Raw genomic sequence first — 15,140 nt, forward strand, 5'->3', positions numbered from 1 at the left:
CGCGCGGGCCAGGATGGGCTCGAAGAACGGGTCGTCCAGGTAACGGCCCCGGCTGTGTCCGTTGATCACCGCGCCGGGAAAGCCGAGCCGGCGCACGGCCCGTTCGAGTTCGTCGGCCGCCTGGTCGGGGGCGCTGGTGGGCACGGTGGCAAAACCCGCCAGGCGATCCGGGTATCGCTGCACCGCGGCCGCGAGCCGGTCGTTACAGTCGCGGGCCAGCCGAACGCCTTCGTCCGGGTCCAGCTGTTCCACCCCGGGTGCGGCCAGTGACAGCACCGCCAGATCCACCCCCGCCTCGTCCATCGCCGCGATGCGGCCGTCGCCGAGATCGCTGGCCGGTTCCACGATGCCGGGCCGCGACGCGAGCCAGGTGCCCGGCCCACGCAGGAATTCCGTTGTGGCGTAATGCTCTTCAAGGGCGATTACACGCATCTGAGTTATCCTTCGACGACTCGGGTGGCGGCGTTCCAATACGGCAGCTCGTCGCGGTTGGCGGCCAGGCGGATGGTTTTGGTGTAGCCGTATTCGGCCAGCGTCTCCTGTGCGTGCTCGCGGCCGAACCCGCTGTGGCCGACGCCGCCGAATCCGCTGCCGATGGCCATCCGCGCGTAGTTGTTGATGAAGACGGCTCCGGCCCGGATCTGCCGGCTCACCCGCAGCGCCCGATCGCCGTCGGCGGTGAAAACCGCGGCGACCAGTCCGTACGGCGTGCCGTTGGCGATGCGGACCGCCTCGGCCTCGTCGGTGAACCGGATCAGTGCGACGACCGGGCCGAAGATCTCCTCCTGCGCCACCCGCATGCCCGGTGTGACGCCGGTCAGCACGGTCGGTGCGACGTAGAAGCCGTCCGCGAGTTCGGGATCCTGCGGCAGCGGAGCCTGGGCGGCGATGCGGGCGCCCTCGGCCATGCCGATGTCGAGATATTCCAGCACCTGCTTGCGCTGTGCCCTGGTGACCAGCGGGCCCACGTCGGTGCCGGGGTCGGCGCCGTCGCCCACCCGCAGCTGGGAGACCGCGGCGCACAGCCTTTTCTCGAATTCGGCATAGATGTTGTCCTGCACCAGGATTCGCGAGGACGCTGTGCACGCCTCGCCCTGGTTGAAAAAGCCACCTTCGACGGCGGCCAGCAGTGCCTCGCGCAAATTGGCGTCGTCGAATACCAGCAGCGGGTTCTTTCCGCCCAGCTCCATGAGCGCCGGCGTGAGGTTGCCGGCCGCGGTGCGCAGCACAGCCGAACCGGTGAGCGGTGATCCGGTGAAGGAGATCTTGCCCACCAGTTGATGCTCGGCCAGCGCCGCGCCCACCTCGCCGCCGCCGGGCACGGCGTGCACCACCGGGTCGGGCAGCACCGACTGGATCAGTTCGACCAGCCGCAGCACCACCGATGGCGTCTGCTCGGGCGGTTTCAGCACGACGGCGTTGCCGACGGCCAGCGCGGGAGCGATCTTGCCCGCGGTGTGGATCGGCGGCCAGTTGAAGGGCACGATGCCGGCGATCACGCCGTAGGGCTCCAGCGTGGTGACGTCGAAGATCGGGCCGTAGTCGCGCGCCTGGCTCGGCAGCACCTCAACCATGGCGCCGAAGTATTCGAAGATTCCGATCGCGGCTTCCACGTCGAAGCCGCGGGCCTGGCTGATCGGCTTGCCCATTTCCAGCGACTCGAGGGCGGCGATCTCGTCGGCGTGCGCGCGAATGACGTCGGCGACCCGCCGCAGATAGCGGCCGCGTTCACGGGCCGGGCGGTGCTTCCAGCTCAGGTGCGCGGCGTGTGCCGCCCGCACCGCCCTGTCCACCTCGTCGATACCGGCGCCTTGCACCACGGTGACGACCTGACCCGTGGCGGGGTTTTCCACGACGAATCTGTCGTCGGGGGACCCCGACGACCACCGCGTGCCGATCTCGGTGGGGGTTTGCTGATTCATGGGCATTGTCACGGTATGGCCGACCCCACGATCAGCACCAACGATATATTCTGATGCGCTTGATCATTATTGGTGATAATCGCTGATATGGAGCTTCGCCACCTCGAGTATTTCCTGGCCGTCGCGGACAGCCGAAGCTTCACCGGAGCGGCCACGCGACTGCGGGTCGTGCAATCCGGAGTATCGGCGACGATCAAGGCGCTCGAACGCGAACTGGGCACCGAGCTCTTCGTCCGGGGCCCGGGCGGAGCGACATTGAGCCCCGCCGGAGAAGCGCTGCGGCCCCACGCCCGGACCACGCTTGACGCCGCCCGCGCGGCCAAGGACGCGGTCGACGCCGCCCGGGGCACCGTGCGCGGCACCGTCAGGGTCGGCACGTTGACGTCGGTCAGCGTCATCGACGTGCCGACCGTGCTGGCCGAACTGCACGCCCGTCACCCCGAGGTGGTCGTCCACCTGCGTGCGGCCAGCGCCGGCTCGGCCGGTCTAGCCGGCCAATTGCGCGACGGGGGCCTCGACGTCGCCTTTCTGGTGTTCACCGGACCACCACCGGCTGACCTGAATACCCGGCTGGTCGCGTCGGTGCCCCTCCTGCTGGTGGTGCCCGCCGAGCATCCACTGACGCGGCGCAAGACGGTTTCACTGGCCGATCTGGCGGGCATGTCCTTCGTCGACGGACCGCCGGGGTATGGCAACCGCACCGTGGTCGACACCGCGTTCGCGGCTGCGGGTGTCGAGCGGACCGTCGCGGTGGAGGTTGCCGACATCGGCACCGCGGCGACCTGCATCCGCAAGGGGCTGGGCATCGGCTTTTTGAGCTGGTCCATCCTCGACGGCATCGACAGCTCGGGCTTGGTCAGCGTCCGAATCACCGGGCACGACCTGCAGTGGCGGCTCTACGTGGCGACCTCGGGGACCCGGCCGGTCAGCGCGGCCACCCGCGCGCTGCTGGCGCTGATCGAGGATGTTGCCGACGGGGCTCCGAATAGTCAGCCACCCCGGGAACAAGGCGGCACCGATCGCCGTTAACATGATCGACAAGTTGAGCGAACCACACTCAATGCCGGGTTGACAGCCCACCAGCCCCACGGGCAGGCTTGAGCGGGGTTCACTCAGCATAGTGACACCAAGCAAGCTCTACATATTCAGGAGGAATCACCATGGCTCGTGCGGTCGGTATCGACCTCGGGACCACCAACTCCGTCGTCGCAGTCCTCGAGGGTGGTGACCCAGTCGTCGTCGCCAACTCGGAGGGTTCGCGGACCACGCCGTCCATCGTCGCCTTCGCGCGCAATGGCGAGGTGTTGGTCGGCCAGCCCGCCAAGAACCAGGCGGTCACCAACGTCGACCGCACCATCCGTTCGGTCAAGCGACACATGGGAACCGACTGGTCCGTCGAGATCGATGACAAGAAATACACCGCTCAGGAGATCAGTGCCCGCGTGCTGATGAAGCTGAAGCGCGACGCCGAGGCGTATCTGGGCGAGGACGTCACCGACGCGGTGGTCACCGTGCCGGCGTACTTCAACGACGCCCAGCGTCAGGCGACCAAGGAAGCCGGCCAGATCGCCGGCCTCAACGTCCTGCGCATCGTCAACGAGCCGACCGCGGCCGCGCTGGCCTACGGCCTGGACAAGGGCGAGAAGGAACAGACCATCCTGGTCTTCGACCTCGGTGGCGGTACGTTCGACGTCTCGCTGCTCGAGATCGGCGAGGGTGTGGTCGAGGTCCGCGCCACCAGCGGTGACAACCACCTCGGTGGGGACGACTGGGATGACCGCGTCGTCGAGTGGCTCGTCGATAAGTTCAAGGGCACCAGCGGAATTGACCTCACCAAGGACAAGATGGCGATGCAGCGGCTGCGTGAGGCCGCCGAGAAGGCCAAGATCGAGCTCTCGAGTTCGCAGAGCACGTCGATCAACCTGCCGTACATCACCGTCGACGCGGACAAGAACCCGCTGTTCCTCGACGAGCAGCTGACCCGCGCCGAATTCCAGCGCATCACACAGGATCTGCTGGACCGCACGCGTCAGCCCTTCCAGTCCGTGATCAAGGACGCCGGTATCTCGGTCTCCGAGATCGACCACGTGGTCCTGGTGGGTGGTTCCACCCGGATGCCCGCGGTGACCGAGCTGGTCAAGGAGCTCACCGGCGGCAAGGAGCCCAACAAGGGCGTCAACCCCGACGAGGTTGTCGCCGTGGGCGCCGCCCTGCAGGCCGGCGTGCTCAAGGGCGAGGTGAAAGACGTTCTGCTGCTTGATGTTACGCCGCTGAGCCTGGGTATCGAAACCAAGGGCGGCGTGATGACCAAGCTCATCGAACGCAACACCACCATCCCCACCAAGCGGTCGGAGACCTTCACCACGGCCGACGACAATCAGCCGTCGGTGCAGATCCAGGTCTATCAGGGTGAGCGCGAAATCGCTTCGCACAACAAGCTGCTCGGCTCCTTCGAACTCACCGGCATCCCGCCGGCCCCACGCGGCGTCCCACAGATCGAGGTCACGTTCGACATCGACGCCAACGGCATCGTGCACGTCACCGCCAAGGACAAGGGCACCGGCAAGGAGAACACGATCAAAATCCAGGAGGGCTCCGGCCTGTCCAAGGAGGAGATCGACCGGATGATCAAGGACGCCGAGGCGCACGCCGAGGAGGACCGTCAGCGTCGCGAAGAGGCCGACGTCCGCAACCAGGCCGAATCGCTGGTCTACCAGACGGAGAAGTTCGTCAAGGACCAGCGTGACGCCGAGGGCGGCTCGAAGGTCCCCGAGGACACGCTGTCCAAGGTCGACGCCGCGATCGCCGAGGCCAAGACGGCCCTGGCCGGCACCGACATCACCGCGATCAAGGCGGCCATGGAGAAGCTGGGGCAGGAATCGCAGGCGCTCGGACAGGCGATCTACGAGGCCACCCAGGCCGCCGGCGAGCAGGCCGGTGGCGGCGCGGCAGGCGACGGGTCTGGCTCCGCTGACGATGTCGTGGACGCGGAGGTGGTCGACGATGACCGGGAGTCCAAGTGACGGAAAGCAATCCACAGGAACAGGTGACAGTCACTGACAAGCGGCGAATCGACCCTGAGACCGGTGAAGTACGGCAGGTCCCTCCCGGCAACGCGCCGGGAGGGGCTGCGCGGGGCGACTTCTCGGGTGAATCACCCGAGGAGGCCGGCAAGGCCGCCGAACTGCTGGGCGATCTGCAACGGGTGCAGGCCGACTTTGCGAACTACCGCAAGCGTGCGCTGCGCGATCAGCAAGCCGCGGCGGACCGGGCCAAGGCCGCCGTCGTCAACCAATTGCTGGGCGTGTTGGACGATCTCGACCGCGCACGCAAGCATGGCGACCTGGAGTCCGGGCCGTTGAAGTCGGTGGCCGACAAGCTGGAAAGCGCGCTGACCGGCCTCGGCCTGTCGGCGTTCGGCGAGGAGGGCGAGGACTTCGATCCGGTGCTGCACGAAGCCGTCCAGCACGAAGGCGACGGCTCCCGTCCGGTGATCGGCACCGTCATGCGTCAGGGCTACAAGCTGGGCGATCAGGTGCTGCGCCACGCGTTGGTCGGCGTCGTCGACACGGTCGACGATGAGGGCGACGCAACCGCCGAGTCCGCCGAGTCCGCCGCGGCGGCCGGGCAAACCGACCCCGCCGAATCGGACGATAACGCCGGCACGTCCGGTGACTAGACCACACAATCAGCACATTGGAAGAGTGACCAAGAGAAAGTGGTGAGGGGGTGACGCGACATGGCCCAGCGTGAATGGGTCGAAAAGGACTTCTACAAGGAGCTGGGCGTCTCCTCTGACGCCAGTCCCGAAGAGATCAAACGCGCCTACCGCAAGTTGGCGCGCGACCTACACCCGGACGCCAACCCCGACAACCCCGCCGCCGGCGAAAGATTCAAAGCGGTCTCCGAGGCGCACAACGTCTTGTCGGATCCGGCCAAGCGCAAGGAATACGACGAAACCCGAAGGCTGTTCGCCGGCGGTGGTTTTGGCGGGCGCCGGTTCGACGGCGGCGGGTTCGGGGGCTTCAACGTCGGCGGTGACGGCGCTGAGTTCAACCTCAACGATTTGTTCGATGCCGCCGGCCGAAGCGGCGGCACCAACATCGGTGACCTGTTCGGCGGCTTGTTCGGGCGCGGTTCGGGCGCCCGTCCCAGCCGGCCGCGGCGCGGTAACGACCTCGAGACGGAAACGCAGCTGAATTTCGTCGAGGCCGCCAAGGGCGTGGCGATGCCGCTGCGGCTGACCAGTCCGGCGCCGTGTACCAACTGCCATGGCAGCGGCGCGCGGCCGGGCACCAGCCCGAAGGTCTGCCCCACCTGTAACGGCTCCGGTGTGATCAACCGCAACCAGGGCGCATTCGGTTTCTCCGAACCGTGCACCGATTGCCGGGGCAGCGGCTCGATCATCGAGCACCCCTGTGACGAGTGCAAGGGCACCGGCGTCACCACCCGCACCCGCACGATCAATGTGCGGATCCCACCGGGAGTCGAAGACGGACAGCGCATCCGGCTGCCCGGCCAGGGCGAGGCGGGATTGCGCGGTGCGCCGTCGGGTGACCTGTACGTGACCGTGCACGTGCGCCCGGACAAGGTGTTCGGACGCGACGGCGACGACCTCACGGTGACCGTTCCGGTCAGCTTCGCCGAGTTGGCCCTGGGCTCAACCATTTCGGTGCCCACCCTGGATGGCAAAGTCGGTGTCCGGGTGCCCAAGGGCACCGCCGACGGCCGCATCCTGCGGGTGCGCGGGCGTGGCGTGCCCAAGCGCAGCGGCGGCAACGGGGACTTGCTGGTGACCGTAAAGGTCGCCGTACCACCGAATCTGGAGGGCGCAGCCCAGGAGGCGCTGGAGGCTTACGCCGCCGCGGAGCGGTCCAGCGGCTTCGACCCCCGGGCCGGATGGGCAGGTAATCGCTGATGGCTAAGAACCGCAAAGAGGATGCCCGAACCTTTCTGATCTCGGTGGCCGCCGAGCTGGCCGGCATGCACGCCCAAACGCTGCGCACCTACGACCGGCTCGGCCTGGTCAGCCCGCGCCGGACTTCCGGTGGGGGACGGCGGTATTCGGAGCACGACGTCGACCTGTTGCGGGAGGTGCAACGGCTCTCGCAGGACGAGGGCGTCAACCTCGCCGGCATCAAACGGATCATCGAGCTGACCAACCAGGTCGAAGCGCTGCAGGCCCGGGTCAAAGAATTGACCGAGGAGCTGGCGCAGACGCGGGCCGGCCAGCGCCGCGACGTGGCGGTGGTGCCCAAGAGCACCGCGCTGGTGGTGTGGCAGCCGCGCCGCGGCCGTTGACTGTCGCTCGGTTTCACTTTCGCCCCAAGGGTTTCCGTTCCCGGAGGCATAGGGACAATCCGCAAAGCGCTAGCGCATCTGCTAGCGCTTTTGGCATTCACCCAGTGGCCATCAGGCAGCGACTGAAGAGACCCAAGTGGTCACCGAGATCACACCAGGATGGAAAACTGCGTAACCGCCGGCTCGCCCGGCCGCGCGCAGCGGTAGCCGCCACGGCGCAGGGCGTCGGTCGGTGCGGTCATGGGCTCGAAGCACACGATCGCCTTCGCGGGGTCGTCGACCGGCGGCGCGAAGATCTGCGCCGCCGGATAGCCGCGTTCGAAGTGCACCTCGATGCGGCGCCCGCCGCCGGACACCGCGAACACCGAACCCTCGGCCACCTGGTCATACGCATCGTCGAAGGCCTTGTCTCGCAACGCCTCTTCCCGCGCCGGCTGCGGCTCGGAATTGCCCGTCGGCAGGCCCTTGCCGTCGAGGCCCAGGTGCCGCAACGGCGGTGTCTCGATGACCCAGTCGGCCCGCGGCGCATCGGGCAGCTGCAGATAGGGATGGAACCCGAAGCACAGCGGCACCGCCCGGTCGCCGGTCGCGGTGACCGTGGCCCGGACCGTCAGCCTCCGGTCGGCCAGCCGCGCCGTCACCGCGAGCACATGCGGATAGGGAAAGCTGGCCAGCAATCGGGGATCGGCGCCGAAATCCAGTTCGGCGGTCAGCTCGTTTGCGGTCTCGGCCGTCACCCGCCACCCAGGGTAGGCGGCCAGGACGCCGTGGATGGGTAGCCCGTTGGGGTCGGTGCGCACCCCGTTTTCTCCCGGCAACAGGCTCACGGTGACGTCCTGCGCGGTATAGGTGTTCTCGCCCAATCGATTTGCCCACGGATACAGAATCGGGATGCCCATCGTCTTGCCGTCCGAGATGTAGGCGTCCAGGCCGCGGCGCTGGCCCAGCAGTTCGACACCGGCGTCGCGCAGCGACGTGCCGATCATCCCGGCCTCGGGGACGAACTGCGCGACCACCGGCGACGACGGATCGTGCAGGGTGACGACGTGCATGGCTACCTCCATAGCGGGTCATGCTGAATGTGTTCGGGCGGTGCCCCTTTGGCGATCAGGGCGGCCTTGGTGGCGTTGACCATCGCCGGCCCGCCACACACCAGGATCTGCCGATCGCCCCAGCCGCCGTATTTGGTCACCACTTCGGGCAGTCGCCCGATCTGGTGCACGTGCAGGCCGCGCGGTGGCGTGACGTCGGGATAGTCTGCGGCCCAGGACGGGTCGCTGTTGTACTCCGAGACGGGCGATACCGACAGCCACGGATTGTGCGAGGCGATCTGCCACAGGGTCGGCAGATCGTAGAGCTCGCAGCGGTATCGGGCGCCGAAGAACAGGTGTATCCGCGGATTCACCGCGAACCGGGACAGGTCCATGATCAGCGCCCGCAGTGGCGCCAGCCCCGTGCTGCCGGCCACCATCAGCACGTCGCCCCCGTCGCGGTCGACCCGCAGGCCGCCGTGCGGGCTGGACAGCCGCCACCGGTCGCCGGTGCGCGTTTCGTTGAGGATCGCGGTGCTGACCAAGCCGCCGGGAACCAGGCGGACGTGAAACTCGATTCCGCCGCTCGGGTCGGCCGGAATCGCGGGACTCAAATACCGCCAGCGGTGCGGGCATTGGGGCACGTGGACGTTGACGTACTGGCCGGGGTGATAGTGCATCGGCTGATCGAGCTGCAGGCGGACGACCGCCAGGTCGCGCGACACCCGCATGTGCTCGATGACGGTGCCGTCCCACCAGGCGGGACCCTCCTCGGCGTCCGCGGCGCCGCTCATCACGCCGGTGATCAAATTCAGCGACTGCCTGGCCGCCTGGTCGAGGGTGTCGGTCCAGGCCGCACCCAGGTGGGCGCGCAGGGTCGTCAACAACGCCCGCCGCAGCGTCTCGTAATGCGGGGACAGCACACCGTATTTGCGGTGATCGCGGCCGAGTTGGGCCAGGAACGACACCGGCTCCTGTGTGTGCCGCGCGACGAGCTCGCCGTATACCCAGTGCAACGCATGGCCGAAAGCCAGCCGCTGGGCGGCCATTTCGGGCGGGAACAGGTCGCGCACCGAAGCGTCGAGGGCGAACCAATGGGTGTAAAAGCGGTGCACGAGCCCATCGGGTTCCCCGGCCGAACCCGACTCCTCGGGGGCGAAGGCGTCGCGCAGCATCCGCAGTGCGTCGACGTCCTCCAGGCTCACGGGCCCCGATTCTAGGCTCGACCGCCGGTGATTCAGCCCTGTCGGACGATGTTGGCCGTCCCGACGTTGTCGATCTTGGGTGAACCCCAGTGATACAGAACGACGTTGCCGGTCCCCGATGCGCTCACCGCGTCGGTGCTGTCGACCGCGACGTGGTTGCCGCTGCCCGAGACGCTCACACTGGTGCAGTGCCCGGTCAGGGTGATGGTGTTGTTCTTCCCGCTCACCGACAGGTAGCCGGCGTGACACGGGATCGTCTTCGTCGTGCCGATCCCGCTGGCCTGCAGCGTGCCGGCTTGCGGGACCGTGGTCGACGGGCCACCCGCGGCGAAGTCGCTATGCAGCCCGATCGCGACCAGCCCCGCGAGCGCCAGTCCGACGGCCACCGCGGTGAGCGAGAAGGCCCGCGCAACGCGGCGCGGAGTTCTGGGCATCTCGCCGTCGGCCTGGTCGGGGTGCTGCGTCGTCTGCGTCATCGATTCGGGGATACCCCGAACGCCATATCGCCCAAAACTCGGTAGAGTTGAGCGGAACACACTCAACCTTGACGGCGTTGGACATGTGGACAAGCATTTTGTACTACGAACGGAGGTGTCGTGGACTCTTTCAACCCGACCACCAAGACCCAAGCGGCGCTCACCTCGGCACTCCAGGCCGCGTCGGCCGCGGGTAATCCGGAGATTCGGCCCGCGCACCTGCTGATGGCGCTGTTGACGCAGGCCGACGGCATCGCCGGGCCGCTGCTGGAGGCTGTCGGCGTCCAGCCCGCCACCATCCGCACCGAGGCGCAACGCCTGGTCGACAGGCTGCCCCAAACCAGCGGCGCGAGCTCGCAGCCGCAGCTGTCGCGCGAATCACTGGCCGCCATCACCACGGCCCAGCAACTGGCGACCGAGATGGACGACGAGTACGTCTCGACCGAGCACGTGATGGTGGGTCTGGCCACCGGTGATTCCGACGTCGCCAAGCTGCTGACCGGCCACGGCGCCTCGCCGCAGGCGTTGCGCGAGGCGTTCGTCAAGGTGCGCGGCAGCGCCCGGGTCACCAGCCCGGAGCCCGAGGCGACCTACCAGGCGCTGGAGAAGTACTCGACCGACCTCACCGAGCGCGCCCGCGAAGGCAAACTCGACCCGGTTATCGGGCGGGACAACGAGATTCGCCGCGTCGTGCAGGTTCTGTCCCGTCGCACCAAGAACAACCCGGTGCTGATCGGTGAGCCGGGTGTCGGTAAGACCGCGATCGTGGAGGGGCTGGCCCAGCGCATCGTCGCCGGCGACGTGCCCGAGAGCCTGCGCGACAAGACCGTCATCAGCCTGGACCTCGGCTCGATGGTGGCCGGCGCGAAGTACCGCGGCGAGTTCGAGGAACGCCTCAAGGCCGTGCTCGACGACATCAAGAACTCCGCCGGACAGATCATCACCTTCATCGACGAGCTGCACACCATCGTCGGCGCCGGGGCGACCGGCGAGGGCGCGATGGACGCCGGCAACATGATCAAGCCGATGCTGGCCCGCGGCGAGCTGCGGCTGGTCGGCGCCACCACGCTCGACGAATACCGCAAGTACATCGAGAAGGACGCCGCGCTGGAGCGCCGCTTCCAGCAGGTGCTGGTGGGCGAGCCCTCGGTGGAGGACACCATCGGCATCCTGCGCGGGCTGAAGGACCGCTACGAGGTACACCACGGGGTGCGCATCACCGACTCGGCCCTGGTGGCCGCCGCGACGCTGTCCGACCGCTACATCACCGCCCGCTTCCTGCCGGACAAGGCCATCGACCTGGTCGACGAGGCCGCCAGCCGGCTGAAGATGGAGATCGACTCCCGGCCAGTCGAGATCGACGAGGTCGAGCGTCTGGTCCGCCGCCTCGAGATCGAGGAGATGGCGCTGGCCAAGGAGGAGGACGAGGCGTCCAAGGAGCGGCTCGAGAAGCTGCGTTCAGAGCTGGCCGACCAGAAAGAGAAGCTGGCCGAGCTGACCACCCGGTGGCAGAACGAGAAGAACGCCATCGACGTCGTGCGTGAGCTCAAGGAACAGCTGGACACATTGCGCGGGGAGTCCGAGCGCGCCGAGCGCGACGGCGACCTGGCCAAGGCGGCCGAGTTGCGGTACGGCCGCATCCCCGAGGTCGAGAAGAAACTCGAGGCCGCGCTGCCCCATGCCGAGGCCCGCGAAAACGTGATGCTCAAGGAGGAGGTCGGCCCCGACGACATCGCCGATGTCGTGTCGGCGTGGACCGGCATCCCCGCCGGCCGCATGCTCGAGGGCGAGACCGCCAAGCTGCTGCGCATGGAAGACGAGCTGGGCAAGCGCGTCATCGGCCAAAAGAGGGCGGTGACAGCGGTATCCGACGCGGTGCGGCGTTCCCGCGCCGGCGTCGCGGACCCCAACCGGCCCACCGGATCGTTCATGTTCCTCGGGCCGACCGGCGTCGGTAAGACCGAGCTGGCCAAGGCGCTGGCGGAGTTCCTCTTCGACGACGAACGCGCGATGGTCCGCATCGACATGAGCGAATACGGCGAGAAGCACTCGGTGGCCCGGCTGGTCGGCGCCCCGCCGGGATACATCGGCTACGACCAGGGCGGTCAGCTGACCGAGGCGGTGCGGCGGCGTCCGTACACGGTGATCCTGTTCGACGAGATCGAAAAGGCGCACCCGGACGTGTTCGACGTGCTGCTGCAAGTGCTCGACGAGGGCCGGCTCACCGACGGGCAGGGCCGCACGGTCGATTTCCGCAACACCATCCTGATTCTGACGTCCAACCTCGGGTCGGGCGGCGACGAGGAGATGGTGATGGCGGCGGTGCGCTCAGCGTTCAAGCCGGAGTTCATCAACCGGCTCGACGACGTGATCATCTTCGCCGGCCTAGAGCCCGGCGAGTTGGTGCAGATCGTCGACATCCAGCTGGCCCAGCTGCAGAAGCGGCTGGCGCAGCGCCGCCTCACGCTGGAGGTGTCGCTGCCGGCCAAGCAGTGGTTGGCGCAGCGCGGATTCGATCCGGTCTACGGCGCGCGGCCGTTGCGCCGCCTGGTGCAGAAGGCCATCGGTGACCAGCTGGCCAAGCTGTTGTTGGCCGGCGACGTGCACGACGGCGACACCGTTCCGGTGAACGTCAGCCCCGACGGCGACTCGCTGATCCTGGGCTAGGCCCTCGTTTCTGCGCGGCGCCCAACTCGAATTCGCGGGTCTGGGCGCCGGCCGAAATGATCGCTTTCAGTAGTTGGCGGGCCGCGGGCTCCGCGACGGTTTCCCGAAGGAGCTGATCCTCGATACGCAGGCCGGTTGTCATGTCGATCGCCCCGTCCAGAGCGGTGTCCACCGCCCGCTTGGCCGCTGCGATGGCGGTGGGCGGGCTCGCTGCGATGCGTGCGGCCAGCCGGTCGACGAACGGTCGCAGCTCTTCGGGGGGCAGGGCCCGGTCGACGTATCCCCAGGCTTCTGCAGTCGCGGCGTCGATGTCCATGCCGCCAAGGATCACTTCGAGTGCCCGGCCGCGGCCGACCATCCGGGGCAACCGCTGGGTGCCGCCGCCGCCGGGGATGATTCCGACGGACACCTCCGGGTGACCCAGCACCGTCGTGCCGAGCGCGGCATAGCGTAGATCGAAGCCCATCACCAATTCGCAGCCGCCGCCGCGACAGACACCCTCGATGACTGCGATGGTCGCCTTTGGCAACGTCCGGATCTGCTCGGTCATCGCGTGGAAGAACGACGGCTCGTCGTGCAGCGCAGTGTCGTCGGCCGGCAGGTCGTGCAGCAACGAGACGTCGGCGTGTGCGATGAAGATCTCCGGGTCTGCCGAGTCGACGATCAGGACCCGCACCTCGTCGTCGGCGGCGACCTCGCGCGTTAGGCGGTCGATCTCGGTGAGTAGCGCCACGTCCAGCAGATTGATCGGCGGATTGTCGATCGTGGCCCGGCAGATCCCACCGTTTCTGGCGACGCGAATGAGCCGATAGCCCTGGTACACCATGGCCGAACAATACGGGAGGCGGTCCCGGGCGGGTCGCACAATAAGTAACTGGGTTGTGACCTGGTCGCCTTCCATGTTCCGGGCCAATAGCAGATACCCTGTTTTGGATGGTCCCCCTCTGGTTCACGCTCTCCGCGCTGTGCTTTGTCGGCGCGGGGGTGCTGCTGTACGTCGACATCGATCGGCGGCGTGGGCGCAGCAGGCGCCGCAAGTCGTGGGCGCGGTCGCACGGGTTCGACTACGAGCGCGAATCAGCCGACATCGTCAAGCGCTGGAAGCGCGGGGTGATGTCGACGGTCGGCGACGTCGCCGCCCAGAACGTGGTGCTGGGTCAGATCCGCGGCGAGGCCGTCTACATCTTCGACCTGGAAGAGGTCGCCACCGTCATCGCGCTGCACCGCAAGGTGGGCACCAACGTCGTGGTGGATCTGCGGCTCAAGGGCCTCAAAGAGCCACGGGAGAGCGACATTTGGCTGTTGGGTGCGATCGGGCCGCGGATGGTCTACTCCACCAATCTGGATGCCGCCCGACGGGCCTGCGACCGCCGCATGGTCACCTTTGCGCACACCGCTCCGGATAGCGCCGAGATCATGTGGAACGAGCAGAACTGGACGCTGGTCGCCATGCCCATGACCAGCACCCGCGCCCAGTGGGACGAGGGCCTGCGCACCGTGCGCCAGTTCAACGACCTGCTGCGGGTGCTGCCGCCGCTGCCCGAGGAGACCGTTCAGGAGACCGGGGCGCCGGCCGGGCCGCGCAACGCCTCGCCCAGCCGGCCGTTGGCGCCGGCGGGCCGGGCCGAGCTGCCGCCGCGCCGCGCGCAACAAGACGTGGCGGGGCCGCTCGGGCCGGATCTTCAGTCAGGTCGTCACGGCGCCGAGCCGGTGCGCCGCGACCAGCCTCGGTCCGACGGGCGCTCGGAAACCATCCGCCGGCCACCTCCCTCGGGACGCAACGGCCACCAGGCCAACAACTATCAGCGCTGACGGCTCACGGCGGCCGATGATGCCGCCGTCATTAGGATGTCGCTCATGCCCCGCCCCGTTGCCCTGATCACCGGGCCCACGTCCGGAATCGGCGCCGGGTTCGCGCGGCGCTACGCCGGCGACGGCTACGACCTCATCTTGGTCGCCCGCGACGTCGACCGCCTGACCAGGCTGTCGGACGAACTGCAAGAACACTCGGGCAGGGTCGAGATCCTGCCCGCCGACCTGGCCGATGCCGCAGGCCGGCAACGGGTGTGCGACCGGCTGGCCGCTGGGGGAGTGCGCGTATTGGTGAACAACGCCGGCTTCGGCACCTCCGGCGACTTCTGGTCCAGCGATCCCGTGCTGCTGCAGTCCCAGCTCGATGTCAACGTCACCGCGGTCATGCACCTGACCCGCGCGGCCCTGCCGACCATGCTGGAGGCCGGGGCCGGCACCGTCATCAACATCGCCAGCGTTGCGGGGCTGGTGCCGGGGCGCGGCTCGACATACTCGGCGTCCAAGGCGTGGGTGATCTCGTTCAGCGAGGGCTTGTCCGTCGGCCTGCAAGGCACCGGCGTATCCGTGCACGCGGTGTGTCCGGGCTACGTGCACACCGAATTCCACGACCGCGCCGGGATCGACATGGCCAAGTCGCCGTCGTTCATGTGGCTCGAGGTCAAGCCGAGGCACCCGCGCCACGTCCGCCCCACGGGGCACTGCAGTCCCCGGCGCAAGGTATGGACG

At 68.0% G+C, this 15,140-nt stretch carries 14 protein-coding genes; 8 read left to right on the top strand and 6 right to left on the bottom strand.

Features of this window, described 5'->3' with window-relative positions; genetic code table 11:
- Together A5686_RS16380 and A5686_RS16385 are read right to left on the bottom strand one after the other, a co-directional pair.
- Nucleotides 1-432 (bottom strand): amidohydrolase family protein (locus A5686_RS16380; protein ID WP_156750105.1); only part of this gene is annotated, 432 nt, incomplete at its 3' end.
- A gap of 5 nt (nucleotides 433-437) precedes the next feature.
- A complete protein-coding gene (locus tag A5686_RS16385; protein WP_067936305.1) occupies nucleotides 438-1,922 on the bottom strand; it encodes an aldehyde dehydrogenase in 1,485 nt (494 codons plus the stop codon).
- Between the two features lie 87 nt (nucleotides 1,923-2,009).
- Here A5686_RS16385 and A5686_RS16390 point away from each other — a divergent pair, with 87 nt between their 5' ends.
- From A5686_RS16390 to A5686_RS16410, 5 genes are all read left to right on the top strand, one after another.
- Nucleotides 2,010-2,951: a LysR family transcriptional regulator gene (locus A5686_RS16390; RefSeq protein ID WP_067936275.1), complete on the top strand. Its 942-nt coding sequence runs from the start codon at nucleotides 2,010-2,012 to the stop codon at nucleotides 2,949-2,951.
- A gap of 131 nt (nucleotides 2,952-3,082) precedes the next feature.
- Complete coding sequence (gene dnaK, locus A5686_RS16395) at nucleotides 3,083-4,945, top strand: molecular chaperone DnaK (protein WP_067936278.1); 1,863 nt, start codon at nucleotides 3,083-3,085, stop codon at nucleotides 4,943-4,945.
- Nucleotides 4,942-5,601 carry a nucleotide exchange factor GrpE gene (gene grpE, locus A5686_RS16400; protein WP_067936281.1) on the top strand — a complete coding sequence of 220 codons (660 nt, stop codon included), beginning with the start codon at nucleotides 4,942-4,944 and terminating at the stop codon, nucleotides 5,599-5,601. Before dnaK ends, grpE begins: the two co-directional genes overlap by 4 nt.
- A gap of 60 nt (nucleotides 5,602-5,661) precedes the next feature.
- On the top strand, nucleotides 5,662-6,840 hold the full coding sequence (gene dnaJ / locus A5686_RS16405; RefSeq protein WP_067936285.1) for a molecular chaperone DnaJ: 1,179 nt from the start codon (nucleotides 5,662-5,664) through the stop codon (nucleotides 6,838-6,840).
- Nucleotides 6,840-7,223, top strand: coding sequence for a heat shock protein transcriptional repressor HspR (locus A5686_RS16410; protein WP_067936288.1), 384 nt, complete (start codon nucleotides 6,840-6,842; stop codon nucleotides 7,221-7,223). The genes dnaJ and A5686_RS16410 overlap by 1 nt, the downstream gene beginning before the upstream one ends.
- Nucleotides 7,224-7,372: 149 nt before the next feature.
- Here A5686_RS16410 and A5686_RS16415 read toward each other — a convergent pair whose 3' ends face one another.
- The 3 genes from A5686_RS16415 to A5686_RS16425 are packed head-to-tail and all read right to left on the bottom strand — an operon-like array spanning nucleotide 7,373 to nucleotide 9,935.
- Nucleotides 7,373-8,275 (bottom strand): aldose 1-epimerase, encoded by a 903-nt coding sequence (locus A5686_RS16415; protein WP_067936308.1) that lies wholly within the window; start codon nucleotides 8,273-8,275, stop codon nucleotides 7,373-7,375.
- Nucleotides 8,276-8,277: 2 nt separating this feature from the next.
- Complete coding sequence (locus A5686_RS16420; RefSeq protein WP_067936291.1) at nucleotides 8,278-9,459, bottom strand: FAD-binding oxidoreductase; 1,182 nt, start codon at nucleotides 9,457-9,459, stop codon at nucleotides 8,278-8,280.
- 32 nt (nucleotides 9,460-9,491) lie between these two features.
- Nucleotides 9,492-9,935: a DUF3060 domain-containing protein gene (locus A5686_RS16425; protein WP_067936294.1), complete on the bottom strand. Its 444-nt coding sequence runs from the start codon at nucleotides 9,933-9,935 to the stop codon at nucleotides 9,492-9,494.
- Between the two features lie 120 nt (nucleotides 9,936-10,055).
- Here A5686_RS16425 and clpB point away from each other — a divergent pair, with 120 nt between their 5' ends.
- Nucleotides 10,056-12,602 carry an ATP-dependent chaperone ClpB gene (gene clpB, locus A5686_RS16430; RefSeq protein ID WP_067936298.1) on the top strand — a complete coding sequence of 849 codons (2,547 nt, stop codon included), beginning with the start codon at nucleotides 10,056-10,058 and terminating at the stop codon, nucleotides 12,600-12,602.
- Here the strand turns inward: clpB and A5686_RS16435 are convergent.
- Nucleotides 12,568-13,428 (bottom strand): enoyl-CoA hydratase/isomerase family protein, encoded by an 861-nt coding sequence (locus A5686_RS16435; RefSeq protein WP_231986391.1) that lies wholly within the window; start codon nucleotides 13,426-13,428, stop codon nucleotides 12,568-12,570. The genes clpB and A5686_RS16435 overlap by 35 nt on opposite strands.
- Nucleotides 13,429-13,535: 107 nt before the next feature.
- Here A5686_RS16435 and ttfA point away from each other — a divergent pair, with 107 nt between their 5' ends.
- Both ttfA and A5686_RS16445 read left to right on the top strand, forming a co-directional pair.
- Nucleotides 13,536-14,414 carry a trehalose monomycolate transport factor TtfA gene (gene ttfA, locus A5686_RS16440; protein ID WP_067936302.1) on the top strand — a complete coding sequence of 293 codons (879 nt, stop codon included), beginning with the start codon at nucleotides 13,536-13,538 and terminating at the stop codon, nucleotides 14,412-14,414.
- Between the two features lie 45 nt (nucleotides 14,415-14,459).
- Nucleotides 14,460-15,140: SDR family oxidoreductase (locus A5686_RS16445; RefSeq protein WP_231986392.1), on the top strand; the 681-nt coding region annotated here is incomplete at its 3' end.

The sequence above is a fragment of the Mycobacterium sp. E2479 genome, assembly GCF_001667925.1.
GTDB lineage: Bacteria > Actinomycetota > Actinomycetes > Mycobacteriales > Mycobacteriaceae > Mycobacterium.